Genomic DNA, 21,639 nt, shown 5'->3' on the forward strand with positions numbered 1-21,639 from the left:
CAAATGACTACCCAGACTCTGCTCAAAGTAAAAGGCCTGAAAGTGGCATATGGCGGCATTCAGGCCGTCAAAGGTGTGGATTTCGAAGTGCACGAGGGTGAATTGGTCTCCCTGATCGGCTCCAACGGTGCCGGCAAGACTACCACCATGAAAGCCATCACGGGTACCTTGCCCATCAACGCCGGTGATATCGAATACCTCGGGAAAAGCATCAAGGGTCAAGGCCCTTGGGACTTGGTGAAACAAGGCCTGGCCATGGTGCCGGAAGGTCGCGGTGTGTTCACCCGCATGACCATCACCGAGAACCTGCAAATGGGTGCTTACATCCGCAACGACAAGGAAGGCATCCTGGCGGACATTGAAAAAATGTTCACCATCTTCCCCAGATTGCGCGAACGCAAGGACCAATTGGCGGGCACCATGTCCGGCGGTGAGCAGCAGATGCTGGCTATGGGCCGTGCACTGATGAGTCGCCCCAAGGTCCTGTTGCTCGATGAGCCTTCCATGGGTCTGTCTCCCATCATGGTGGACAAGATTTTTGAAGTTGTGAAAGACGTTTACGCCCAAGGCGTAACCGTGTTGTTGGTAGAGCAGAATGCCAGCCGAGCCCTGTCGATCGCCAACCGTGGCTATGTGATGGAGTCCGGCATTGTCACCATGACCGGTAATGCTGCTGACATGCTGACCGACCCCAAGGTGCGGGCCGCCTACTTGGGCGAATAAGCGACACCGCCGACGTCCGGATACAGGCTGTTACACAGCTTTGCATTCCGGATGTCGGAGTCTTTTGCTGGCTCTCCGTTGAAAATGCATGGAACTGTTCCATGCCACTTTGAAAAGGAGCTTCGCATGAAATACCGTGCTTTGATTGTTACTGCCGTTTTGCTGTCGGCGGGTGTGACGTTTGCTCAAAACGCACCCGTACCCAAAGACCCCTTGGCCACCCCAGGCATCGACAAGCGGGAAGTGAATCAGGAAAAGCGCATTGCGCAAGGCACTACGTCCGGTGCCTTGACTGCCCGTGAAGCCCGCCGGCTCAACCGGGGCGAAGCCCGCATCGACAAAGCAGAGGATCACGCAGAAGCCGACGGCAAGGTGACGCGCCATGAGCGCAAGCAAATCACCGCGATGCAGCGTGCCGAAAGCAAGGCCATCTATTTGCAAAAGCACGACCGTCAGGTTGACTTGAACCACGACGGCAAGCGGGATCGCAAGGGTTAACAAGCCCCTATCTTCAACAAGCCGCTGTAAATCACAGCGGCTTTTTGTTTTCATACTTGGGCTTTGTCGGCCTCTGAGGTAAAGGCGTCCGCGAAAAACTCTTCTTCAGGTAAACCGCCTAGCGAAACATAGTCGCGCCGAGCAGACTCCACCACCACAGGCGCGCCGCACGCATACACCTGATACCCGCTCAAATCGGTGTAGTCCGCCAACACTGCACGATGTACAAATCCTGTACGGCCGGCCCACGCGTCTTCCGGTAGGGCATCGGACACGACCGGAACGTAGGCCAAGGTAGGCATCTGTATTTGGAAGTCTTTTACCCAAGCGTCCATGTAAAGGTCTTGTGGACGGCGGCCGCCCCAGTAGAGGGTGGTGTTGCGCGCAATGCCTTGCGCGAGCATGTGCTCCAGCAGCGCCTTGATGGGCGCAAAGCCCGTGCCGGAGGCCAGCAGGATCATGGGTTTGTCGGAGTCCTCCCGCAGGAAGAAAGACCCATGAAGCCCCTCCACCCGCAGAATTTCTTTTTCCTTCATGGCGCCGAATACGTGGTCGGTGAATTTGCCACCGGGCATATGGCGAATGTGCAGTTCCACACTGTTGCCCTGCGGCGCGTTGGCCATGGAGTAACTGCGGCGCGCGCCATCGCGGAGCAAGAATTCAATGTATTGACCGGCGCGGTACAAAAAAGTGTCGTTCGCTGGCAGTTGAAGTTGCAGCACCATGACGTCGTCAGACACCTTTTGCAGGGTCGTTACACGGGTAGGCATCTTTTTGATCGGCAAAGCACCTTCTGCTGACACCTGTCTGGATTCCAGCACCACATCGGAGGTAGCGGTCGCACAGCAGGTCAACACCAGTCCTTGCGCCTCTTCCTCGGGGCTCAGTGCCTTGGCTTGATGGGCGCCGTGCACCACGCTTCCGGACAGCATCCTGCACTTGCAGGAGCCACATGCGCCGTCTTTGCAACCATAGGGCAGGCCTACCCCTTGGCGTATGCCTGCAGCCAGCAGCGTTTCGTCGCTGTGTGTGCTGAAGGTGCGTCCGCTGGGCTGCACGGCAACAGAAAATGTCATGGTGGCGGATGCGGTCTCGCTCATCTTCGGTATCCTAGGTGGCTGCTTTGTCAACAACCCTCGATTTTGCCTTCAAACCAATCCCCCCTCGGTGCGCTCCCGGCGCGGTTCAGACGTCAGCGTGTGCTGGTGGTCGGTTGCGGCGATGTGGCGATGCGCGCCATTCGACAGTCCGGTTCGCACATTCGTTGGATGGCGCTCACCTCCAGCGAAGAACGCATTACTGAGCTCCGTAAAGCCGGTGTGATGCCTTTGCTGGGCAATCTGGATAAGGCGTCCAGCCTGAGAAGATTGGCAGGCTTGGGCAGCCGTTTGATGTACCTGGCGCCGCCGCCCACGGAAGGATGCACCGATCCGCGCGCTGCAGCCTTAACGCGGGTACTTCGATTGCGCAGTCCCTTGCACTCCGCGGTCTATGGTTCGACCACCGGGGTCTATGGTGATTGCTTCGGTGAATGGGTCGCAGAGACGCGCGCTGTATCCCCGCAAACCCCTCGTGCGCAGCGCCGTGTGCATGCAGAAGCAGTGTTGCGCACATGGGGCAAGGCAACGGGTACACCCATCGCTGTGCTGCGTATTCCGGGCATCTACGCGCCGGACCGGGAAGGTGGGACGCCGCGTACCCGGCTGCAAAAAGGTACGCCTGTGCTCCAGCCGCAGGATGACGTGTACACCAACCACATTCATGCGGATGACCTCGCCCGCGCTTGCATGCGGGCGCTATGGGCTGGCGCTCCCCAGCGAATCTACAACGTGAGCGACGACACCCAACTGAAGATGGGGGATTACTTCGACATGGCGGCAGACTTGTACGGTTTGCCACGCCCGCCCCGAGTGGCACGAGACAGTGCCCAAAAGCAGCTGCCTGTGATGTTGTTGAGCTTCATGAGTGAGTCGCGCCGAATCGACAACCGGCGCATGAAGACTGAGCTTCGGTTGCGATTGCGTTACCCGGATGTGGCTGCCGGATTGGTGTCTGTGCCCTTCAGCCCGTAGAGCTTCAGTAGCAGCTGCCAAACAAGCCAGCTGCTCATCAGCGTGATCGGGTAGGCCCACAGCACATCGCTCAACCAATGGGCGACCGCTGACATGCGGGAGAAACCGATGGCAAGTCCGGAAACAGTTCCCACCACCAACCACAACTTGCGCCCGCGCGCATGGATCAACATCAGGCTGCTGAAGAAGAAGCCGCATGCCACGTGCCCGCTGACAAAAGAGCAGTTGTTGTCGCACTGGTCTGTCATCACCGCAGCTCGGGTGAACTGCTGGGTGCCGCCAAAATTTTCGACCTGATAGGGGCGGGCACGTTGCCAGTGCTCTTTGAAACCCCAATTGACCACCGCACCCGGTCCGGCAATGCCGGCGCAAACCACAAAAGCCAGCGGCAAGCGCCACGCCTTCCATCGCTGCGCAAAGTGCGAGATGAGCCATGCGATTGCGCAAATGGCCAACATGGTCCGGAATGCGGCGGGCATCCAGGCATTGATCCATTCCACCCACCACCAGTTGACTGAATCAATGGCGGGTGTGGCGCCGGCAAAAAGAGCCGCCGCGCGAAGATCCAGCGCCGGCCAGAGGGTGGGTATCAGTGCCACCAGAATCGAAGCCGCCACCAGTTTCCAGAACAGGGCAGGTGTGCGATCTTCTGTGGAGTGCATGGACATGGTGTGTGGGACGTACACAAAAAGCAGATTGTGATGCAAGCCATTTCGGGCATACACCGGATCAGGACATTGCAGGCGGACCAGCCGACAAAGAAAAAGCCGAATGTTGCAAGAACATTCGGCTTTAATCTGGTGCCCAGGGCCGGACTCGAACCGGCACGCCTTGCGGCGGGGGATTTTGAGTCCCCTGAGTCTACCAATTTCACCACCTGGGCAGGTATTTCGTGAAGCTCGAATTATGGCACATTTATGGCATGAAATATCCAACTATTGAAGAAGCAATCGGAAAAACACCTTTGGTAGCCCTGCAACGCATTCAGGCTACCGACAACCTCGCCCGCAACAATGTGTTGCTGGGCAAGCTTGAAGGCAACAACCCTGCGGGTTCGGTGAAAGACCGCCCCGCACTCTCCATGATTCAGCGCGCTCAGGAGCGCGGCGACATTCAGCCCGGTGACACGCTGATTGAGGCCACCTCAGGCAACACTGGCATTGCGCTGGCCATGGCTGCTGCGGTCAAGGGCTACCGCATGATTTTGATCATGCCCGAGGACCTGTCCATCGAGCGCGCGCAGACCATGAAGGCCTTCGGTGCTGAGCTCATTCTCACGCCCAAGAGCGGCGGCATGGAATACGCGCGAGACCTCGCAGAACAGATGCAACGTGAGGGCAAAGGTCGGGTGCTGGACCAATTCGCCAATGGCGACAACCCGCGCATCCATTACGAAACGACCGGCCCTGAGATCTGGGAACAAACCGGCGGGCGTGTGACCCACTTTGTGAGCGCCATGGGCACTACAGGCACCATCACAGGTGTCTCCCGCTTCCTGAAAGAGAAGAACCCTGCCATTCGCATCATCGGCGCGCAGCCCTCTGAAGGCTCGCGCATTCCCGGCATCCGCAAGTGGCCGCAGGAATACCTGCCCAAGATTTACGACCCGTCCAACGTTGACGAGCTGATTTATGTGAGCCAGGGCGACGCCGAAGACATGTGCCGCCGCATGGCCCGCGAAGAGGGCATTTTCGGTGGCATCTCTGCCGCCGGTGCATGCTGGGTGGCACAGGAAATCGCCAAGCGCGAGCGCGATGCGGTGATCGTTTTCATCGTCTGCGACCGCGGCGACCGTTACTTGTCTACCGGCGTTTTCCCCGCCTGATATTGAAGGTAAATCAGCCATTGGCGCTCGTGGATATTGCGCGGGCAGCTCCTGAAATAATAGCAAAGGCTTCCATGTCAGCAGTTTTCAAGTTTTGCCCGCAATGCGCTACACCATTGGCTGAGATCACCCTGGCCGAAGACGGAGGTGACAAAACACGCCTGCGGTGCCCGTCATGCGACTTCACCCATTGGAACAACCCCACGCCCGTGCTGGCGGCCGTGATTGAGTACCGCGGGCAGGTGCTTCTGGCCCGCAATGCGGCTTGGCCCGGCAAAATGTACGCGTTGATCACCGGCTTCATGGAAGCCGGCGAAACGTCCGAGGAGGGCATTGCGCGGGAGATCGCGGAAGAGACCAACCTCCACACCAGTGCCCTCAAGCTCTTGGGGGTGTATGACTTCCAGCGCATGAACCAGGTCATCATTGCCTACCACGCAGTGTGCGACGGGGAGGTGAAGCTCAGCCCCGAACTGGTGGATTACCGTCTCTATGACCTGCAGGACGTGAAATGCTGGCCTGCCGGCACCGGCTATGCACTTGCAGAATTTTTGCGGTCTCGCGGCCATGAGCCGGAGTTCATTGATCCGGTGTGGCGCAAAGACATCGAGCAACGGGCCGACTAAAATCAGTTCCAACGCCAGAAAGCAGCCTGCATGAACTTCGACAAAGAAATTGACACCAGCGGTTTGAATTGCCCGCTCCCTATCCTGAAAGCCAAGAAGGCGCTGGCCGAGTTGCACAGCGGACAGACCCTCAAGGTGGTGGCTACCGACCCCGGTTCATTGCGCGATTTCCAGGCTTTCACCAAGCAGACCGGGCATGAGCTCGTGGACCAGCAAACCGTAGGCACCATGTTCATCCACGTGCTGCGTCGACGCTGACATTGCGATCAGCGCGCTAACAAAAAAGCCGGCTTGAAGCCGGCTTTTTTGTTGTCCGCCGGCGTACCGGCAAACTTGCTATCACCCCAAACGAGCCAATTGCTCTTGCACCTTGGTCAAGGTGGCGGCGAAGTCGGCCACGCGCTTGCGTTCCTGCTCCAGCACGGCAGCAGGCGCCTTGGCGACAAAAGCCTCGTTGTTGAGCTTGGTGCTGGCTTTGGCAATCTGCTCCTCTAAGCGAGTCACCTCCTTGCCCAAGCGCAGCTTTTCGGCCGCCACGTCCACTTCCACAAACAGGCACACGCGGGCTTCGCCCACCACCGCCACAGGCGCAGACTGGGCGGCGGCTTGCCATGCAGCCTCGTTGTCGAACAGCTTGACTTCGCTCAGCTTGGCCAATGCCTGCAGCACGGCGGCAGACGATTGCAGGAAAGCACCCTCAGCTTCTGTCTGGGCCACCACATACAAAGGCAGGCGGGTCGCGGGCGATACGTTCATCTCACCACGAAGGTTGCGGCATGCGTCCACCAGTTGCTTGAGTTTGGCGACGTGCGCAATCGCGGCTTCGTCAATGCGCTCAGGCTGGCTGACAGGGTAGGCCGCAATCGAGATCGAGGGACCGCTACGACCCGCGACGGGTGCCACCTTTTGCCACAGCTCCTCGGTGATGAAGGGCGTGATGGGGTGTGCCATGCGCAGGATGGTCTCCAGGGTGCGGATCAGGGTGCGGCGGGTGGCGCGTTTTTGCGCGTCAGTGCCGGTGTTGATTTGTACCTTGGCGATTTCCAGGTACCAGTCGCAGAACTCGTTCCACACGAAGTCGTAAATCGTGTTGGCGACGTTGTCCAAGCGGTAGTCGGCAAAGCCTTGGGCCACGTCAGCCTCGGTCTTTTGCAAAAGCGACACGATCCAGCGGTCGCTTTGGCTGAACTCCAGGTAGCCATGGGCAACGCCTCCGGGCGCACACTGTTCTTTGCTGTGCTCCATCAGGCCGCAGTCCTGACCTTCGCAGTTCATCAGCACAAAGCGGGTGGCGTTCCACAGCTTGTTGCAGAAATTGCGGTAGCCCTCGCAGCGCTTGCTGTCGAAGTTGATGCTGCGGCCCAGCGACGCGAGTGCGGCAAAGGTGAAGCGCAGTGCGTCGGCACCGTAGGCGGGAATGCCCTCGGGGAATTCTTTCTCGGTGTTTTTGCGAACGGCAGGCGCGGTCTCTGGTTTGCGCAGTCCGGTGGTGCGTTTGTCCAGCAGGGGGCTGAGCGCAATGCCGTCGATCAGGTCCACGGGGTCCAGCACGTTGCCTTCGGACTTGCTCATCTTCTTGCCTTGGGCGTCGCGCACCAGGCCGTGGATGTAGACGTGCTTGAACGGCACGCGGCCGGTGAAGTGCGTGGTCATCATGATCATCCGGGCGACCCAGAAGAAGATGATGTCGTAGCCGGTCACCAGCGTGCTGCTGGGTAGGTAGAGGTTGTAGTCGTCGGTGGCACCGGTGCCGGCGCCTTCGTTGCCCCAGCCCATGGTGCTGAAGGGCACCAGCGCGCTGGAGTACCAGGTGTCGAGTACGTCTTCATCACGGCGCAGTGTTTTGCCCGGTGCCTTGGCTTGCGCTTCTGCTTCGTTGCGGGCCACGATCACGTTGCCGTCCTCGTCATACCAAGCCGGAATCTGGTGGCCCCACCAGAGTTGGCGGCTGATACACCAGTCCTGGATGTTGTTCATCCACTGGTTGTAGGTGTTGACCCAGTTCTCGGGCACAAATTTCACCTCGCCGCTTTGCACAGCGTCAATGGCTTTTTGGGCGATGGACTTGCCGGTGGCGTCGCCTTTGCCCACCTGGTTCATGGCGACAAACCATTGGTCGGTGAGCATGGGCTCGATCACCTGGCCAGTGCGGGCGCAGCGCGGCACCATGAGCTTGTGCTTCTTCACCTCAACCAGGAAGCCGCCGGCTTCGAGGTCTGCCACCACTTTTTTGCGGGCCACAAAACGGTCCAGGCCTTGGTAGGCAGCGGGGGCGTTCTCGTTGATCTTGGCGTCCAGGGTCAACACGCAGATCATGGGCAGCTTGTGGCGCTGGCCGACGGCATAGTCGTTCTGGTCGTGGGCGGGGGTGACCTTCACTACACCGGTACCAAAGGCCTTGTCCACGTAATCGTCGGCAATCACGGGGATGGTGCGGCCGCACAGGGGCAGGGTGACATGCTTGCCGATCAGCGCGGTGTAGCGCTCGTCCTCGGGGTGCACCATCACCGCCACGTCGCCCAGCATGGTCTCGGGGCGGGTGGTGGCCACGGTGATGTCACCGGAGCCATCGGCCAACGGGTAGCGGATGTGCCAGAGCGAGCCGTCTTCTTCTTCGCTTTCCACTTCCAGATCCGACACGGCGCTCATCAAGATCGGGTCCCAGTTCACCAGGCGCTTGCCGCGGTAAATCAGGCCTTGCTCGTAGAGCTGCACAAAGGTCTCGGTGACCGTTTGCGACAGCTTGGGGTCCATGGTGAAGTATTCGCGGCTCCAGTCCACGCTGTCGCCCATGCGGCGCATCTGGGTGGTGATGGTGTTGCCGGACTTTTCTTTCCACTCCCAGACCTTTTTGGTGAAAGCCTCACGGCCCAGGTCGTGGCGGCTGACTTTTTGCTCTTGCAGCTGGCGCTCTACCACGATCTGGGTGGCAATGCCGGCGTGGTCGGTGCCCGGAATCCACGCGGTGTTGAAACCGGCCATGCGGTGGTAGCGGGTCAGGCTGTCCATGATGGTCTGGTTGAACGCGTGGCCCATGTGCAGCGTGCCCGTCACGTTGGGTGGTGGCAGCTGGATGGAGAAGTTTTTGCCCTGTGCAGCAGCCGCTGCATCCGGTGCGCTGGTGCCGCGGAAGCCGGCGATGCCGTAGCCGCGCTTTTCCCACTCGGGGCCCCAGTGCGCTTCCAGCGCAGCGGGTTCAAAAGACTTGGAGAGGGACTGCAGACCCGGTTGTTCGGGGGCGGTGGGGGCGGCAATGGGGGTGTTGGCGTTGTCAGACATGGAGGTTCTTCTAAGAGCGAGCGTCGATTTTACCGGTGCAGGGCTATACCCCGGTATTTGCTATGCTTTTGATAGCTATTGGCGCATATTCAACAAGCGCTAGGGGCATATTCCATTTGCAATCGTGCACGGGTAGCCGGGGGCGGCATCTTCTACACTGGCGCCAAGCATTCCACAGGAGACAAATATGCCCAAGGGTTACTGGATAGGCCGCGTTGAAGTGTTCGATATCGAGGCGTACAAGGCGTATCAGGCCGCGAACGCCGCGCCGTTCAAAAAGTACGGCGCCCGCTTTCTGGTGCGCGCCGGCCGCTTTGAGAACCCCGAGGGTCAGAGCCGCAGCCGCAACGTGGTGATTGAATTCCCCAGCTACCAGGCGGCGGTGGACTGCTGGCATTCCCCCGAATACCAAGCCGCCATCGCCCTGCGCAAAGACGTGTCGGTGATCGACCTGATCCTGATTGAGGGCTACGAGGGTGCGCAGCCGGGGGACTAAGCGGCTGACAGCGCGGTCAGGCGGTGGGCGGGGCGAGGTAGGTGCCCGACTTGCCGCCGTGCTTTTCAAGCAGCTTCACGTCGGTCATGACCATGCCTTTGTCCACGGCCTTGCACATGTCGTAAATGGTCAGCAGGGTGACCTGTACGGCGGTCAGCGCTTCCATTTCCACGCCTGTGCCACCTGTGGTTTCGGCAATGGCCAGGCACTGGATGGCGGGCGGGGTGGTGGCCGTGGCGTGAATCACTTCAAATTCGATAGCCACCCGAGTGAGCATGATGGGGTGGCACAGGGGAATGAGGTCGCTGGTTTTCTTGGCGGCCATGATGCCGGCCACACGCGCCACGCCCAGCACATCGCCTTTGGCGGCCTGCGCGTTTTGGATCAGGTCCAGCGTGTGCTGCTGCATCTGGATGCGCCCGCCGGCTACTGCCTTGCGGTGCGTCAACGGTTTGCCGGCGATATTGACCATGTGGGCATCGCCTTTGTTGTCGAAATGGGTCAGGGCTGAGCCTGCATCTGCGGGGTTGCTCATGGTAGTTTCCTCGTTCGCAATCAATGATGGGTGAGGCGGGCAGCTTCCTGGCCAGGTGCTTTGCGGGCTTACAGCCTGCGCAAGGCGCCTTCAATATGCGGCTCGCCCTGCGGCAGCACGTTCAGCACAAAGCGGGTGCTGTCTGCCTCTTGCCGGGTATGTAAGGCCACTTCGCCAGGAATCAACAGGGGGCGCTTGAAGCGCAGGTCGATTTGCAGGGGCGCGCAAGCGGGCAGATCGCGGCAGAGCAAGTCTACGCAGCGGGCGGCGCTGAACATGCCGTGTGCAATGGCCCGTGGGTAGCCGAACAGGCGTGCCGTGAAAGCACTCACGTGGATCGGGTTCCAGTCACCGGACGGGCCCGCAAAGCGGCGCCCGGCGTTGCCCGCCACCGCCCAGCGAGCCACAGGGCTGCCCCAGTCGGGCCGATCGTCAGGTGGCTGACGTTTTCCGCCACGGGGCAGGGGGGCTAGAAAGGTGCTGGTCTCGGTCCATACCGTCTCGCCCGCAGTTTGCAGCCGGGTATGCAAGGTAAAGGTCTGGCCGCGTTCGGTCGCCTCTATGCCATGGAGCTGGCAGTCCATATCCAAGGTCTCAAAGTCGCCGATGGGGCGCAGGCACTGCATGCTGTTGGCCAGATGCACCAGGCCCAGCAGGCGCAGGGGAAACTGCAGGTGACTCATGACCGCCATGTGCAGGGGCATGGCCATGGCGTGCAGGTACAGCGGGGGCAAAAATCCGGCATCCGTGAGGCCACACACTTCACGGTACTGCTTCAGTCGCCTGGCATCTGCTTGAGCACCGTGCCAGTGGGCATGGATGGCGATGGAAAGTTGATCCGGTGCGGCCTGCGCCGGCCGTCCCGCCAGCAGGCTGCGGAACAAAGCTCCGGCATTGCGGGGCCGGGAAGAAAACGCCAGAGAAACGGGGGGCGAAGCAGTAAGAGGCATGGTGCCGCCATTGTGCATGGCGGCACCGGCCTGCAAACCCAATTACTTCGCGTCGATCAGCGCCTGGATGTTGAGCAGGGTCAGCTCATTGTCATCCGGCTTGCCCAGGGTGCGGCCGCTGGAGTAGGGGAAGTTGTTGTCGTTCACCACCACGATGTGCTTGGCGTCCACCACGGTCAGGCCTTCAGGTCCGAGGTGGGGCAGCACAAAAGTTTCCTCGTTCGGGCCGCGCTTGGCCAGCCGGTTGGGGTTGGCGATTTTGGTGAGGTCAATAAATGCCACTTTTTTCACAAAACCATCGGCGTCGGTCTGGGCGAAATCGATCTTGTAGACACGCTTGAACTTGGCAGGACGGGTAAAGCAGTCGGTGCGCGGCTCGTCCTTGCAGACGTTGCCGGAGCCTTCGGTCATGTCGTCGCGTTCGATGACCAGACCCGTCGTGGCGCTCAGCATCTGGAAGTCGGCGGCAATGTTGCCGGCTTCTTCAAACGCGTACTTCCTCTGGCGGGTGCTGTAGGTTTTGCTGGCGGCATCCAGTTCCAGAATGCGGGTGTAGGGCTTGCCCTTGTGCATTTCATGGGCCTTGGTGGTAGCGTCCCACAGAGGCCACTCAAACATGGGGTAGAGGGTCTTGCCGTCCAAAGACTTGGCCATGGGCTCAAAGCCGCCGCTACGGCGCACTTCAAAGCTGGCGTCGCCGGGGTAGTTGGGCAAGCGGCCGTTCATGTAGTGGTCGGGGCTGCGGTAGGCCTTGCCGCCCACCACGGTTTCGATCACACCCAGTACCTTGCCTTGGGGGGTCACGCGCAGCACATAGGGGCCGAACTCGTCACCGATCCACCATTCGTCACCCACGATCTGGATGGATTCGGGGTCGAAGTCGATACCGGTCAGAAAGCGCTCTGCGGTAGCTTCGTTCTGGATGGCAAAGGGCACTTTGCGGTCCGGGTCTTGCAGGAAGGTGGTCTTGAGGCGGGTGACTTCGCCCTTGGCCCAGTCAGCTTTGGCGTGGTGCACCATCAGCAGCGCGTCCTGCGAGTTGAGCTTGCTGCCGAAGCCGTTGTCGGTCAGCACCAGGAATTCGCTGTTGCCCAGCGACACGATGCCGGAGAACCCTTGAACGGATTGGCCCTTGATGGGCAAGCTGCCACCGGACTTGCGTGGGTACTTGGGGTCGCCCACAAAGCTGATGCCGTCAATGCTGCCCAGTGCCTCGGTGCGCTGGCGATTAGCCGCGTTGAACTTGCCGGCGGTCTCAAAGAACGGACCGGCGGACTTGGGCGCTTCCACCGTGGTGGAGGCGGGCAGGGCGGCGTGGCCGGCCAGCACGGCCGTGACTTCCGTTTGGGCGGAGGCGCTGAAGGCGGTCACAGCCAGTGCAAGCGCGGCTGCGAGGCGGGTGGGGGAGAAAGCGTTCATGGTGGTCAAGGTTCCCGGTTGAAGAAGGCGCCGAGACTAAGCCGCGCATATGAACAAACCGTGACGCTTGCACGGGCCTTCACGCCTGCGATCTGTGCGACATAAGCCTTAGCGATAAACTGGCCGGCTCGCCTCGCGCAGCCCTAAATTGCCATGTTGTTTTTGCTTTCCCCCGCCAAATCGCTGGATTTTGAGACCCCGCTGAATGGTCAGCCCCACACCGCGCCTCTGTTTGTCAAGCAGTCCAAGGAATTGATCAGCCTGTTGCGTGCGTATTCGCCGCAGGACATAGCCGGGCTCATGGATCTGTCCGACAAGCTCTCTGCCCTCAATGTGGCGCGCTACGCGGCCTGGTCGCCCAAATCCACCGAGAGGAATGCCCGCCAGGCCGTGCTCGCCTTCAACGGCGATGTGTACGACGGCCTCAATGCCAAGACATTGGGCGCCGATGACTTGGCGTGGGCCCAAGAGCACGTGTGCATCCTGAGTGGCCTCTACGGCGTGCTGCGCCCTTTGGACCTGATGCAGCCTTACCGCCTGGAAATGGGCACCGGCCTGAAGGGCCCGCACGGCAGCAACCTCTACCACTACTGGGGCAGCCAGCTCTCCGACTACCTGAACAAGCGCCTGAAAGTCGACACCACACCCGTGGTGGTCAATCTGGCCTCGAACGAATACTTCAAGGCCGTGGACCTCAAGGCCCTGAAGGGCCGGGTGGTGGAATGCGTGTTCCAGGAATACAAAGACGGGAACTACAAGATCATCAGCTTCTTTGCCAAAAAGGCGCGCGGCCTGATGGCGCGCTATGCCATTGAGCACCGCCTGAGTACGCCCGAGCAGCTCAGGGGCTTTGATGTGGACGGCTACGCCTTTGCTGGGCAAGAGTCCACGCCCGAGCGGCTGGTTTTTAGAAGAAAACAGGCCTGAGCGCCCGTTGAATTTGCGCGAGCAGCTATGAAAATAAGAGCAAACGGTATCGAGATTGAAGTCGAAGACAGCGCCACGCAGGACGCGTCGTTCGCGGCCAAGCCGGCGGTTCTGCTCATCATGGGGCTGGGCCTGCAACTGATCGCCTGGCCGCCCGACATGGTGCAGGGGCTGGAGGATGCGGGCTACCGCGTCATCCGTTTTGACAACCGCGATGTGGGCCTGAGCACCCGTATGGATGCTGCGGGAAAGCCCAACCTGATGTGGGCCAGCCTGCAGTACAAGCTGGGCTTTACGCCTGCAGCCCCTTACTCCTTGAGCGATATGGCCGCAGACGCGATTGGCGTGCTGGATGCTCTTGGTGTGCGTCAAGCCCATGTGGTGGGCGTGAGCATGGGCGGCATGATTGCGCAGCGCGTGGCACTGGCCGTGCCGCAGCGGGTGCTGAGTCTGACCAGCATCATGAGCAGCAGCGGCGCCAAGGGCCTGCCGGGCCCCACCCCCGAGGTGCTGCGCGCCATGCTGAGTCGCCCAACAGGCAGTAGCAAGGCGGCCGTGATTGAGCATTCCCTCGCGCTATTCCGTGCCATCGGCAGCCCGGCTTTCCCATTACCGGAAGCGGATTTGCGAGCACGCATCACCCGTGGTGTGGAGCGGGCGTTTTATCCCGTGGGCACCTTGCGACAGATGGTGGCCGTGGTGTCCGACCATGCGCGGGCAGCACTGCTGGGGCGCATTGCGGCGCCTACTTTGGTGGTGCACGGGACTGCCGACCCGCTGGTGCCTTTGGCCTGCGGCCAGGACACGGCGCGCCGCATACCCGGTGCTAAGCTGGTGACCATTGACGGCATGGGGCACGATCTGCCCCCGGAACCGGTGCGCCGCATTCTGGCCGCGCTCTTGTCCCACATCACGGCCCACCCCGCAGTTTGAGAACATCGCATGAACACCCCTGAACAATCCCAACTCGGCAAATCGTCGGCGTATGTTGACCGGTACGACGCCTCGCTCTTGTTCCCCATTCCCCGCTCGGGCAAGCGTACCGAGATCGGCATTACCGGCGCGGCGCCGTTTTTCGGCGCCGACATGTGGACTGCGTTTGAGCTGAGTTGGCTCAACACACGTGGCAAGCCCCAAGTGGCGCTGGTGCACTTCACCATTCCCGCTGAGTCGCCCAACATCATCGAGAGCAAGTCCTTCAAGCTCTACCTCAACAGCTTCAACAACACGCAGTTTGCTGATGCTTCCGACGTGCTGCAGCGCCTGCGCACCGACATTGCTGAAGCCGCTTGGCGCGGCGGGCCCGTGCAGTCAGTGGGGGTGCGCCTGATAGCGGCCGACCAGTTTGACCGCGAGCCGGTGTATGAGCTCGACGGCCTGAACCTGGACCGCTTGGACGTGGAGTGCACCCGCTACCAACCCGCGCCGGAACTGCTGAGTACCGCGCCGGCCGAGGAGGGTGTGGTGAGTGAAGTGCTGGTGAGCAACCTGCTCAAGAGCAATTGCCTGGTGACCGGCCAGCCGGACTGGGGCAGCGTGCAGATCAGCTACACCGGCGCGCAGATCAATCAGGAAGGCCTGCTGCAGTACCTGATCAGCTACCGCAACCACAATGAGTTCCATGAGCAGTGCGTAGAGCGCATCTTCATGGACATCTGGAGCCGCTGCCACCCCACCAAGCTCACGGTGTATGCCCGTTACACGCGCCGTGGCGGGCTGGATATCAACCCTTTCCGGACCAGCCACCCACAGGCGCTGCCTGCCAACACCCGCACTGCACGCCAGTGACCCTGTTGCCGGCAGGTCGCCGGCATGTATTTGCTATTGAAACAGTAGCTGCCAGTGCAGATTTGGTGAGCGCTAGGCAGTGATTTCTTCAGTAATCAGCCCGCCGTTGAAGGCATCTACCGGCTGGGGTCGCCCGAACAGGTAGCCCTGGCACAAGTGGCAGCCGTGCGCGGCCAGGAAGGCGCGTTGGGCTTCGGTTTCCACGCCCTCGGCCAGCACTTCCAATCCCAGGTTGTTCCCCATGCCGATGATGGTCTGGATGATCATCGAGTCGGTAGCCTGCAGTCCGATGTTGTGCACAAAGGATTGGTCGATCTTGAGCTGGTCCAGCGGCAGGCGCGTGAGGTAGGCCAGCGACGAATGGCCGGTACCGAAATCGTCCATGGAGAAGCGCACACCCAGTGACTTGAGTGCGTGCATTTTTTCTACAGTGTCGTCCACGTTGTCCAGCACCAGACTCTCGGTCAGCTCCAGTTTCAGCAGGCTGGCCCGGGCACCGCTGGCGCGCAGCGTGGCACGCACATGCTCCACAAATTCGGCTTGCCGGAATTGGCGGGCACTCACATTCACCGACAGCTGCAAATCCGCTGTCTCCGGGGTAGCTTGCCATTCGGCTAACTGTTTGCACGCCTGCTCCAGTACCCACTGGCCCATAGGCAAAATCAGGTTGGTCTCTTCCGCCAGACTGATGAACTCTGCCGGCATCACCATGCCGCGCAACGGGTGGTGCCAGCGGATCAAAGCCTCGGCGCCTACCGGTGTACCGTTGTCCGTGACCTGCAACTGGTAGTACAGCTCAAACTGAGATTCGCTGATGCCGCGGCGCAGATCGTTTTCAAGGTTGGCGCGTGCCTCGATGATGGCCAGCATGCCAGGGTCAAAGAAGCACAGCGCATTGCGCCCAGTGTTTTTCACCTGGTACATCGCAATGTCCGCTTGTTTGAGCAGCTCAGCCGCATTCTGTTGGCTATCGCCGAACATGGCTGCACCCAGACTGCAAGAGCTGCGGTAGTGCTTGCCTTTGAGTGTGTAGGGCTCGTTGATGGATCGCAGCACGTTGTCGCCCACCAGTCGGGTCTGGCGCGCGGCCTCCGCGGCGTCCGGGCTCAGGTCCAAGAGCATGACCACAAATTCGTCACCACCGAGCCGCGCTACCGTGTCTGCTTCGCGCACGCAGCCTTTCACGCGCTGTGCCACTTGCTGCAACAGCAGGTCCCCCACATCGTGCCCCAGGGTGTCGTTCAGCGTTTTGAAGTGGTCCAGGTCCATGAACAGCAGGGCGCCATGCCGGCCACTGCGCACAGTGGCCACCAGCGCCTGTTGCAGCCGGTCAGTCAGCAGCCGGCGGTTGGGCAGGCCGGTGAGGGGGTCAAAGAAAGCCAGCTGCTCGATCTCGGCGCTGGCACGGCGCAGGCGGGTCACGTCCTGGTAGACGATGACCACGCCGCCATCCGGCGTGCCACGCTCCGTGATTTCGATGATGCGGCCGTTGGGAAACTCGCGCTCGTGGCTGTGCACCCCTTGCGACATGAGCGACATGCGGTTGGCCACCCACTGCACTCTGGCCTCTTCCGGCACATCGCCCAGGGTTTCCAGTGCCGTGACCATCAGCATCTTCTCGAAAGAAGCGCCTGCTTTGATCTCACCCGCCTGCCAGGGGTACATCTCCAGGTAGCGGCGGTTCCAGGTCACGACTTTGCGCTGGGCATCCAGCAGCAGAAAGCCGCTCTCCATGGATTCAAGGGCGCGGTCGGTCGTGGCCTTGGCGTCGCTGATGGAGCGCTGGGCGCGGCCCATGCTCTGCAGGTAGCGCACCGCGGCAAAGCCTGCCCCGGCCAGGAACAGGCTGAAGGCCAGTCCCACCAGACCGATCAGTCGCACCTGGAAGCGCCAATCTGCCATTACGGTTTCCATTGGAATGCTGGCCGTGATCAGCAGGTCGTTATAGAGCATGGGGCGCGAGGCCACCAGGGCAGGGCGTTGCTGGATGCGCGACTGCATTTCCCGGGCGTTCACACTGGCGTTGCTCCCCAAAGCCGGGTTGAGGATGACGCCGTTCAGCGCGTCCTGTGCCGGCATGCTGGCCAGAAGTTGCCCGTTCCCCCGCTCCAGGGTGGCTTCCAGCTGGCTGATGTCGGCCCCTTGCACGAGGATGGTGGTGATCAGGTTGACCGGTACCTCCGCCACAGCAAGTAGCTTGCTGCCATCGGCCAGTTTCAGATGCCGCCCGAAAAACAAGACCTGCTCCGCACTGCGTGGGCTGATCACCGGCTGGCTGATGATGAGGGTGGACACCGGCACGTTGATGGCCTCACTCACAAAGCTCGGTGGTGTCTCAGGGTTGGTCTCCGCACCCTGGCTTTCGGAGCTGGCGACGACCGTGCCTTGGGCGTCCATGAGCCAGACATTGCGCACCAGCAGGTTTTGCCGAGTGGCGCCCTGAATCAGTTTGCCGGCCAGCGGCCCCTCCAGCCAGTCGGCCTGCATGCTGTCCAGATTGAGCAGGCTACTCAGACTGGCCAGCAGCACATCGACCCCCAGCAAGCTGCGGTTGACCGCAGCTTGTGCTCCTGTGACAAAGCGGTCTGCTTGCGATTTGCCATCCGTGATGGCACCGGTGTAAAGGTTTCTGGCCAGCAGCGTGGTGGCGGCGGCTACTGACAAAATCAAGGCCACCGTCACCACGACGGCAGACAAAGTGGCCTTGGAGTAGCGTTGTGGCATCAGCGAGTGGCAGCGCCGGGCGGCGCGGCGGTCCATACGCTGCCGATGGTGTTGTCCCACATGTCTTTGCAGCGCTGGTTACACCGTTGCATCCAGCGTGGAATCACCACTGAGCGCAGGATTTCTTGCATTCTTTGGGCATCTTTTTTGGAAGGAGCGACTTCTTTCATGTGGCCTTTGCGTGTACCTGTGCAGGATGCATCGCCTCGGTTGCAGGCCAGTCCTTCGGCAGTCTCACGTTCGCTCTCGGCCCATATGTTGGCCTCCAGCTTGGGTATTTCGCGCCCCAACACTGCGCGCAAGTCCGCAGGCAGTGCGTTCCAAGCATTCAGATTGGCGCCGAAAAGTGCCAAGCCCCAGCTGATGGGCATGGGGTGGTAATACTCGGTGACTTCGTGCAGGCCGATGGTGTAGCCGGACATGGTGCCGGTGATAGCGCACTCGGTGTTGCCGGACTGCATATTCGCCACGATCTGGCTGAATCCCACCAGCACGGGCACTCCGCCCAAGGCAGCGACCATGTCGGATTGGGTGGGTGAGGAAACACGGATGCGCCGCCCTTCAAGATCCAGCAGGCTGCTGAATTGGCGTTTGCAGAACAGCACTTGCGCCGGGTAGATATACACAGCCAGCAGTTCCACCCCATGTTTTTCACGCAACATTTTTTGCAAATAGGGGCGGTACGCGGAGAGATTACGGCGCAGGCTGGCGATGTCAGGGTTCAGGCCTGCGAGGTCGATGGCACCCAGCATGGGATTTTGGGCGGAGGAAAGGTTCATGAGCGCAGTGCCGAATGGCACGACGCCGAGTTCCATCAAGCGAAGCATTTCTTCACCAGGAACTCCGGACCGGTCAAAAGGAGCTATCTCTGCGCTGTATTTGCCTGCGGTCAGACGGGACAGCTCTTGGGTCCAGAAGGGCTCCTCATTGCGCACGTACTGGTGTATGCCCGCCAAGCCGCCGACGATGCGCAAGCGTTGTCCGCCCGCGGGTGCTGGTGGAGCGGCCTGAGCCCAAGCCTGCGCAAGGCAAGTCCAGAGTACCAACATCCAAGCCAACAACGTGCGGGGGCTTAGTTTTTTCTCCACAGTACGCCTCCTGCTGATCTGCAGGTTTCATCCTAACGCCAAGGAGCAAAGTTTTATGTGAAAACCTTCACAGATTCAGATTTTGGGTCCCAGCGGACAAGATCAGTGCATCAGCGGGCGCCGGGCGCCCGAAGTAATAGCCTTGGAAGGCATCACATTGCATGGCGGCCAGGGCATCGCGTTGTTCGGCGGTTTCCACGCCTTCCGCAATTACCGTCAGTCCCAGGCTGTGGCCCAGTGCGACCACGGTGCGAGCGATCACCGCATCGCTAGGGTCAGTCAGTACGTCGCGGACAAAGGACTGGTCAATCTTGAGTTGCGACAGGGGCAGACGCTTGAGGTACGAAAGAGACGAATAGCCTGTGCCGAAGTCATCGAGCGAGAAGCTCACCCCCAGCTCCTTGATCGCCATCATCTTGACGATGATGTCTTCCACATCGTCCACCAGCATGCTCTCTGTCAGTTCCAGCTTGAGCTGACCGGCCGGCGCACCGGAGCGTTGCAGCGCCTCGCGTACGCTGGCCACGAATTCGGGTTGCGCCAGCTGCGAGGCACTTACGTTGACAGCGAGGGTCCAGTGGGCGGTCATGGGGTTGCGGCTCCATTCCACCAATTGCTGGCAAGCGGACTCCATCACCCATTCGCCCAGCGGCAGGATCATGCCGGTCTCTTCGGCCAGCGGAATGAAGTGGGCTGGCGACACCAGCCCGCGCACCCGGTGGTTCCAACGCACCAGCGCCTCTGCGCCAGTGCAGCGGCCCTGGCTATCGATTTGCACCTGGTAGTGCAGCACGAATTCGTGCCGCTGCAAGCCCAGCCGGATTTCCTTGGCCAGCTCGGCGTGGGTGGTAACGGCGGCCTGCATGACCGGGTCGAAGAAGCGCGCGGTGTTGCGGCCGGCCGCCTTGGCCTGGTACATGGCGACGTCCGCTTTTTTGAGCAGGTCGTCCATGGTTTCATGGTCTTCCATGAACACCACAATCCCGATACTGGGGGTGCTGTTGTAGCCGTGGCCACGCAGGCTATAGGGCAGGGCCAGTGCGTCCAGAATTTTGTGGGCGACCACCTCGGCCTGGTTGGCGGCGTCGGTGCGGTTGTCACTCAAGCCTTCCAGCAGCACCACAAATTCATCGCCGCCCAGGCGCGCCACGCTGTCGCCTTCGCGCACGCAGTTGCGCAGGCGGTAGGCCACTTGCTGCAAAAGTTCGTCCCCCACATCGTGGCCCAGGGTGTCATTGAGCAGCTTGAAATGGTCCAGGTCCAGAAACATCAGCGCGCCATGCTGACCCAGCCGCGCGCTATTGACCATGGCCTGGCGGACTCGGTCCATCAACAGGCGCCGGTTGGGCAAGCCGGTGAGCGGGTCGTAGAAGGCGAGGCGGCGGATTTCTTCTTCGTCCTGGCGCTGCTGGGTAATGTCCCGCAGCGTCACCACAAAGGTATCGTGTTCGGTGTGCGGTATGCGTGAGGCAGACACGCTGATGGGCCGAATGGCCCCGTTGGCATGCCGTCCGTTGACCTCGGCGCTTGCGCCTTCAATGCCATCCACCGTGCTCAGCAAATCGAGGTGGCCTTGTACATTGAGCGGTAGCTGCGTGCCCAAGAGTTCGCTGAGCGTCTGGGGGCGGGGAGCCTCGGGGTCGCGCCCCATCATCCGGCAGGCGGCATTGTTGAAAGTGTGGATGCGCCCATTCAGATCCAGCGTGACCAAGCCGTCAACCATGCTGTCGAGGATGGCCTGGCGATAGAGCCCCGCTTCTTCAATGGCCTGGCGGTCCTGCCGGATCTGCCGGTCATTCAAATCGTTTTCAATCGCCAGGCTTAGCAGGTAGGCGCTTCGGCGTGCCGACTGGAGTTCCGAGTCAGACGGAATGCGGGCTACGCCGTAATAGTTGGCAAAGGTACCTATCACCTTGCCCTTGGTGGACCGGATGGGCACCGACCAGCAGGCCCGCAGCCCATGGCTCAGCGCTAGTTCCTTGTAGGCAGCCCACAAGGGATCATTGGCGATGTCCGAAACAAGGACTTCCTTGCCGGTGAATGCCGCAGTGCCGCAGGATCCCGCCGAGGGGCCGATGGCGCCGCCATCTATAGCTTTGCAGTATTCGATGGGGAGATTCGGGGCCGCGCCATGTCTCAGGTGCTTGCCTTCTTCGTCCATCAATAAGACCGAGCCCATCACACCGGTGAATATGGCCTCGTAGCGCAGGATGAACTCCGACATGATGTCCTGCAAGGGCACATCAGAGGCCAGCATCTCCAACAAGCCGCGCTCTGCCGCGTTCTGTTGCTGTAGTTGGCGTTGTTCAGTGATGTCAACCGTGGACCCCACAATCAGGGAGGGCTGTCCATCCGCATCAAAAAGGGGAACCAACGTGGTCAGGGTATGGCGTGCGCTTTGTTGCCCGTTGCCCTTCACCTCGTCTTCGTGGGTGACCGTAGTCCCAGCACTGAACGCCTCAAGATCCCGCTGGTGAAAAGATGCGAGCTGCTCCGCGCTCAGCACATCGCTCACTGCGGCAGCCGGTGAGCCGCCCAATGCGGGAGCCATGGACTGGCGCCAGGTCCGGTTCACATAGATGACATGGCCTTGGGTGTCTTTGACGAACAGCGGAACCGGCACCCCTTCCAGCAACTGGATCAGATCGTGTGGTTGGAGTGAGCGCAGGTTCGTGTCAGGCATGTCCGG

The 21,639-nt window shown here is 60.8% G+C and carries 19 protein-coding genes and 1 tRNA gene; 10 read left to right on the top strand and 10 right to left on the bottom strand.

What is annotated here, in order from left to right; translation table 11 throughout:
• Nucleotides 1-3 precede the first annotated feature (3 nt).
• Together ACOAP0_RS15860 and ACOAP0_RS15865 are read left to right on the top strand one after the other, a co-directional pair.
• A complete protein-coding gene (locus ACOAP0_RS15860; RefSeq protein WP_313869151.1) occupies nucleotides 4-723 on the top strand; it encodes an ABC transporter ATP-binding protein in 720 nt (239 codons plus the stop codon).
• A 126-nt stretch (nucleotides 724-849) separates the two neighbouring features.
• Nucleotides 850-1,221: a hypothetical protein gene (locus tag ACOAP0_RS15865; protein WP_498377184.1), complete on the top strand. Its 372-nt coding sequence runs from the start codon at nucleotides 850-852 to the stop codon at nucleotides 1,219-1,221.
• A gap of 50 nt (nucleotides 1,222-1,271) precedes the next feature.
• Here ACOAP0_RS15865 and ACOAP0_RS15870 read toward each other — a convergent pair whose 3' ends face one another.
• Nucleotides 1,272-2,321 carry a CDP-6-deoxy-delta-3,4-glucoseen reductase gene (locus ACOAP0_RS15870; RefSeq protein WP_498391466.1) on the bottom strand — a complete coding sequence of 350 codons (1,050 nt, stop codon included), beginning with the start codon at nucleotides 2,319-2,321 and terminating at the stop codon, nucleotides 1,272-1,274.
• Nucleotides 2,322-2,363: 42 nt separating this feature from the next.
• On the opposite strand from ACOAP0_RS15870, the gene ACOAP0_RS15875 reads away from it, so the two are divergent.
• On the top strand, nucleotides 2,364-3,293 hold the full coding sequence (locus ACOAP0_RS15875; protein WP_498377186.1) for an SDR family oxidoreductase: 930 nt from the start codon (nucleotides 2,364-2,366) through the stop codon (nucleotides 3,291-3,293).
• Here the strand turns inward: ACOAP0_RS15875 and ACOAP0_RS15880 are convergent.
• Nucleotides 3,245-3,961 carry a phosphatase PAP2 family protein gene (locus tag ACOAP0_RS15880; protein WP_498377187.1) on the bottom strand — a complete coding sequence of 239 codons (717 nt, stop codon included), beginning with the start codon at nucleotides 3,959-3,961 and terminating at the stop codon, nucleotides 3,245-3,247. The genes ACOAP0_RS15875 and ACOAP0_RS15880 overlap by 49 nt on opposite strands.
• Nucleotides 3,962-4,091: 130 nt before the next feature.
• Nucleotides 4,092-4,176, bottom strand: a tRNA-Leu gene (locus tag ACOAP0_RS15885).
• A gap of 39 nt (nucleotides 4,177-4,215) precedes the next feature.
• Here ACOAP0_RS15885 and cysM point away from each other — a divergent pair.
• The 3 genes from cysM (at nucleotide 4,216) to ACOAP0_RS15900 (ending at nucleotide 6,002) form a co-directional block, all read left to right on the top strand.
• Entirely contained in the window at nucleotides 4,216-5,118 is a 903-nt protein-coding gene (cysM, locus tag ACOAP0_RS15890) for a cysteine synthase CysM (protein WP_313869156.1), read from the top strand.
• A gap of 74 nt (nucleotides 5,119-5,192) precedes the next feature.
• Complete coding sequence (locus ACOAP0_RS15895) at nucleotides 5,193-5,744, top strand: NUDIX domain-containing protein (protein WP_498377188.1); 552 nt, start codon at nucleotides 5,193-5,195, stop codon at nucleotides 5,742-5,744.
• A gap of 30 nt (nucleotides 5,745-5,774) precedes the next feature.
• A complete protein-coding gene (locus tag ACOAP0_RS15900) occupies nucleotides 5,775-6,002 on the top strand; it encodes a sulfurtransferase TusA family protein (protein WP_087496804.1) in 228 nt (75 codons plus the stop codon).
• A gap of 81 nt (nucleotides 6,003-6,083) precedes the next feature.
• On the opposite strand, the gene ACOAP0_RS15905 is transcribed toward ACOAP0_RS15900, so the two are convergent.
• Complete coding sequence (locus ACOAP0_RS15905; protein WP_498377189.1) at nucleotides 6,084-9,023, bottom strand: valine--tRNA ligase; 2,940 nt, start codon at nucleotides 9,021-9,023, stop codon at nucleotides 6,084-6,086.
• Nucleotides 9,024-9,210: 187 nt separating this feature from the next.
• Between ACOAP0_RS15905 and ACOAP0_RS15910 the strand changes: the two genes are divergently transcribed.
• Nucleotides 9,211-9,519 carry a DUF1330 domain-containing protein gene (locus ACOAP0_RS15910; protein WP_498377190.1) on the top strand — a complete coding sequence of 103 codons (309 nt, stop codon included), beginning with the start codon at nucleotides 9,211-9,213 and terminating at the stop codon, nucleotides 9,517-9,519.
• A 16-nt stretch (nucleotides 9,520-9,535) separates the two neighbouring features.
• Here ACOAP0_RS15910 and moaC read toward each other — a convergent pair whose 3' ends face one another.
• The 3 genes from moaC to ACOAP0_RS15925 all read right to left on the bottom strand — a co-directional run bounded on the left by moaC (nucleotide 9,536) and on the right by ACOAP0_RS15925 (nucleotide 12,423).
• The gene (gene moaC, locus ACOAP0_RS15915) at nucleotides 9,536-10,054 is read right to left on the bottom strand and encodes a cyclic pyranopterin monophosphate synthase MoaC (RefSeq protein WP_138516496.1); all 519 of its coding nucleotides are present in this window, start codon (nucleotides 10,052-10,054) and stop codon (nucleotides 9,536-9,538) included.
• 68 nt (nucleotides 10,055-10,122) lie between these two features.
• The gene (locus ACOAP0_RS15920; RefSeq protein WP_498377191.1) at nucleotides 10,123-11,004 is read right to left on the bottom strand and encodes a MaoC family dehydratase; all 882 of its coding nucleotides are present in this window, start codon (nucleotides 11,002-11,004) and stop codon (nucleotides 10,123-10,125) included.
• Between the two features lie 42 nt (nucleotides 11,005-11,046).
• Nucleotides 11,047-12,423 (bottom strand): esterase-like activity of phytase family protein, encoded by a 1,377-nt coding sequence (locus ACOAP0_RS15925; protein ID WP_498377192.1) that lies wholly within the window; start codon nucleotides 12,421-12,423, stop codon nucleotides 11,047-11,049.
• Between the two features lie 153 nt (nucleotides 12,424-12,576).
• Between ACOAP0_RS15925 and yaaA the strand changes: the two genes are divergently transcribed.
• From yaaA to queF, 3 genes are read left to right on the top strand one after another with little or no spacing between them, the layout of a single operon-like run.
• Complete coding sequence (gene yaaA / locus ACOAP0_RS15930; RefSeq protein ID WP_498377193.1) at nucleotides 12,577-13,350, top strand: peroxide stress protein YaaA; 774 nt, start codon at nucleotides 12,577-12,579, stop codon at nucleotides 13,348-13,350.
• 27 nt (nucleotides 13,351-13,377) lie between these two features.
• Nucleotides 13,378-14,283 (top strand): alpha/beta fold hydrolase, encoded by a 906-nt coding sequence (locus ACOAP0_RS15935; protein ID WP_498377194.1) that lies wholly within the window; start codon nucleotides 13,378-13,380, stop codon nucleotides 14,281-14,283.
• 9 nt (nucleotides 14,284-14,292) lie between these two features.
• On the top strand, nucleotides 14,293-15,138 hold the full coding sequence (queF, locus tag ACOAP0_RS15940) for an NADPH-dependent 7-cyano-7-deazaguanine reductase QueF (RefSeq protein ID WP_498377195.1): 846 nt from the start codon (nucleotides 14,293-14,295) through the stop codon (nucleotides 15,136-15,138).
• A 72-nt stretch (nucleotides 15,139-15,210) separates the two neighbouring features.
• Here queF and ACOAP0_RS15945 read toward each other — a convergent pair whose 3' ends face one another.
• The 3 genes from ACOAP0_RS15945 to ACOAP0_RS15955 form a co-directional block, all read right to left on the bottom strand.
• Nucleotides 15,211-17,862 (bottom strand): bifunctional diguanylate cyclase/phosphodiesterase, encoded by a 2,652-nt coding sequence (locus tag ACOAP0_RS15945; RefSeq protein ID WP_498391467.1) that lies wholly within the window; start codon nucleotides 17,860-17,862, stop codon nucleotides 15,211-15,213.
• Nucleotides 17,862-18,950, bottom strand: coding sequence for a TRAP transporter substrate-binding protein (locus ACOAP0_RS15950; protein ID WP_498377197.1), 1,089 nt, complete (start codon nucleotides 18,948-18,950; stop codon nucleotides 17,862-17,864). The genes ACOAP0_RS15945 and ACOAP0_RS15950 overlap by 1 nt, the downstream gene beginning before the upstream one ends.
• Nucleotides 18,951-19,017: 67 nt before the next feature.
• Nucleotides 19,018-21,633 carry a sensor domain-containing protein gene (locus tag ACOAP0_RS15955; RefSeq protein ID WP_498377198.1) on the bottom strand — a complete coding sequence of 872 codons (2,616 nt, stop codon included), beginning with the start codon at nucleotides 21,631-21,633 and terminating at the stop codon, nucleotides 19,018-19,020.
• Nucleotides 21,634-21,639 lie beyond the last annotated feature (6 nt).

The organism is Curvibacter sp. Hmag1.1, assembly GCF_059769165.1.

What these genes read in the sequence shown, in the direction of transcription:
- ACOAP0_RS15860 (WP_313869151.1), top strand. Translation starts at nt 4, where the DNA reads ATGACTACCCAGACTCTGCTCAAAGTAAAAGGCCTGAAAGTGGCATAT.
- ACOAP0_RS15865 (WP_498377184.1), top strand. Translation starts at nt 850, where the DNA reads ATGAAATACCGTGCTTTGATTGTTACTGCCGTTTTGCTGTCGGCGGGT.
- ACOAP0_RS15870 (WP_498391466.1), bottom strand. Translation starts at nt 2,321, where the DNA reads ATGAGCGAGACCGCATCCGCCACCATGACATTTTCTGTTGCCGTGCAG.
- ACOAP0_RS15880 (WP_498377187.1), bottom strand. Translation starts at nt 3,961, where the DNA reads ATGTCCATGCACTCCACAGAAGATCGCACACCTGCCCTGTTCTGGAAA.
- cysM (WP_313869156.1), top strand. Translation starts at nt 4,216, where the DNA reads ATGAAATATCCAACTATTGAAGAAGCAATCGGAAAAACACCTTTGGTA.
- ACOAP0_RS15895 (WP_498377188.1), top strand. Translation starts at nt 5,193, where the DNA reads ATGTCAGCAGTTTTCAAGTTTTGCCCGCAATGCGCTACACCATTGGCT.
- ACOAP0_RS15900 (WP_087496804.1), top strand. Translation starts at nt 5,775, where the DNA reads ATGAACTTCGACAAAGAAATTGACACCAGCGGTTTGAATTGCCCGCTC.
- ACOAP0_RS15905 (WP_498377189.1), bottom strand. Translation starts at nt 9,023, where the DNA reads ATGTCTGACAACGCCAACACCCCCATTGCCGCCCCCACCGCCCCCGAA.
- ACOAP0_RS15910 (WP_498377190.1), top strand. Translation starts at nt 9,211, where the DNA reads ATGCCCAAGGGTTACTGGATAGGCCGCGTTGAAGTGTTCGATATCGAG.
- moaC (WP_138516496.1), bottom strand. Translation starts at nt 10,054, where the DNA reads ATGAGCAACCCCGCAGATGCAGGCTCAGCCCTGACCCATTTCGACAAC.
- ACOAP0_RS15920 (WP_498377191.1), bottom strand. Translation starts at nt 11,004, where the DNA reads ATGCCTCTTACTGCTTCGCCCCCCGTTTCTCTGGCGTTTTCTTCCCGG.
- ACOAP0_RS15925 (WP_498377192.1), bottom strand. Translation starts at nt 12,423, where the DNA reads ATGAACGCTTTCTCCCCCACCCGCCTCGCAGCCGCGCTTGCACTGGCT.
- yaaA (WP_498377193.1), top strand. Translation starts at nt 12,577, where the DNA reads ATGTTGTTTTTGCTTTCCCCCGCCAAATCGCTGGATTTTGAGACCCCG.
- ACOAP0_RS15935 (WP_498377194.1), top strand. Translation starts at nt 13,378, where the DNA reads ATGAAAATAAGAGCAAACGGTATCGAGATTGAAGTCGAAGACAGCGCC.
- queF (WP_498377195.1), top strand. Translation starts at nt 14,293, where the DNA reads ATGAACACCCCTGAACAATCCCAACTCGGCAAATCGTCGGCGTATGTT.
- ACOAP0_RS15945 (WP_498391467.1), bottom strand. Translation starts at nt 17,862, where the DNA reads ATGCCACAACGCTACTCCAAGGCCACTTTGTCTGCCGTCGTGGTGACG.
- ACOAP0_RS15955 (WP_498377198.1), bottom strand. Translation starts at nt 21,633, where the DNA reads ATGCCTGACACGAACCTGCGCTCACTCCAACCACACGATCTGATCCAG.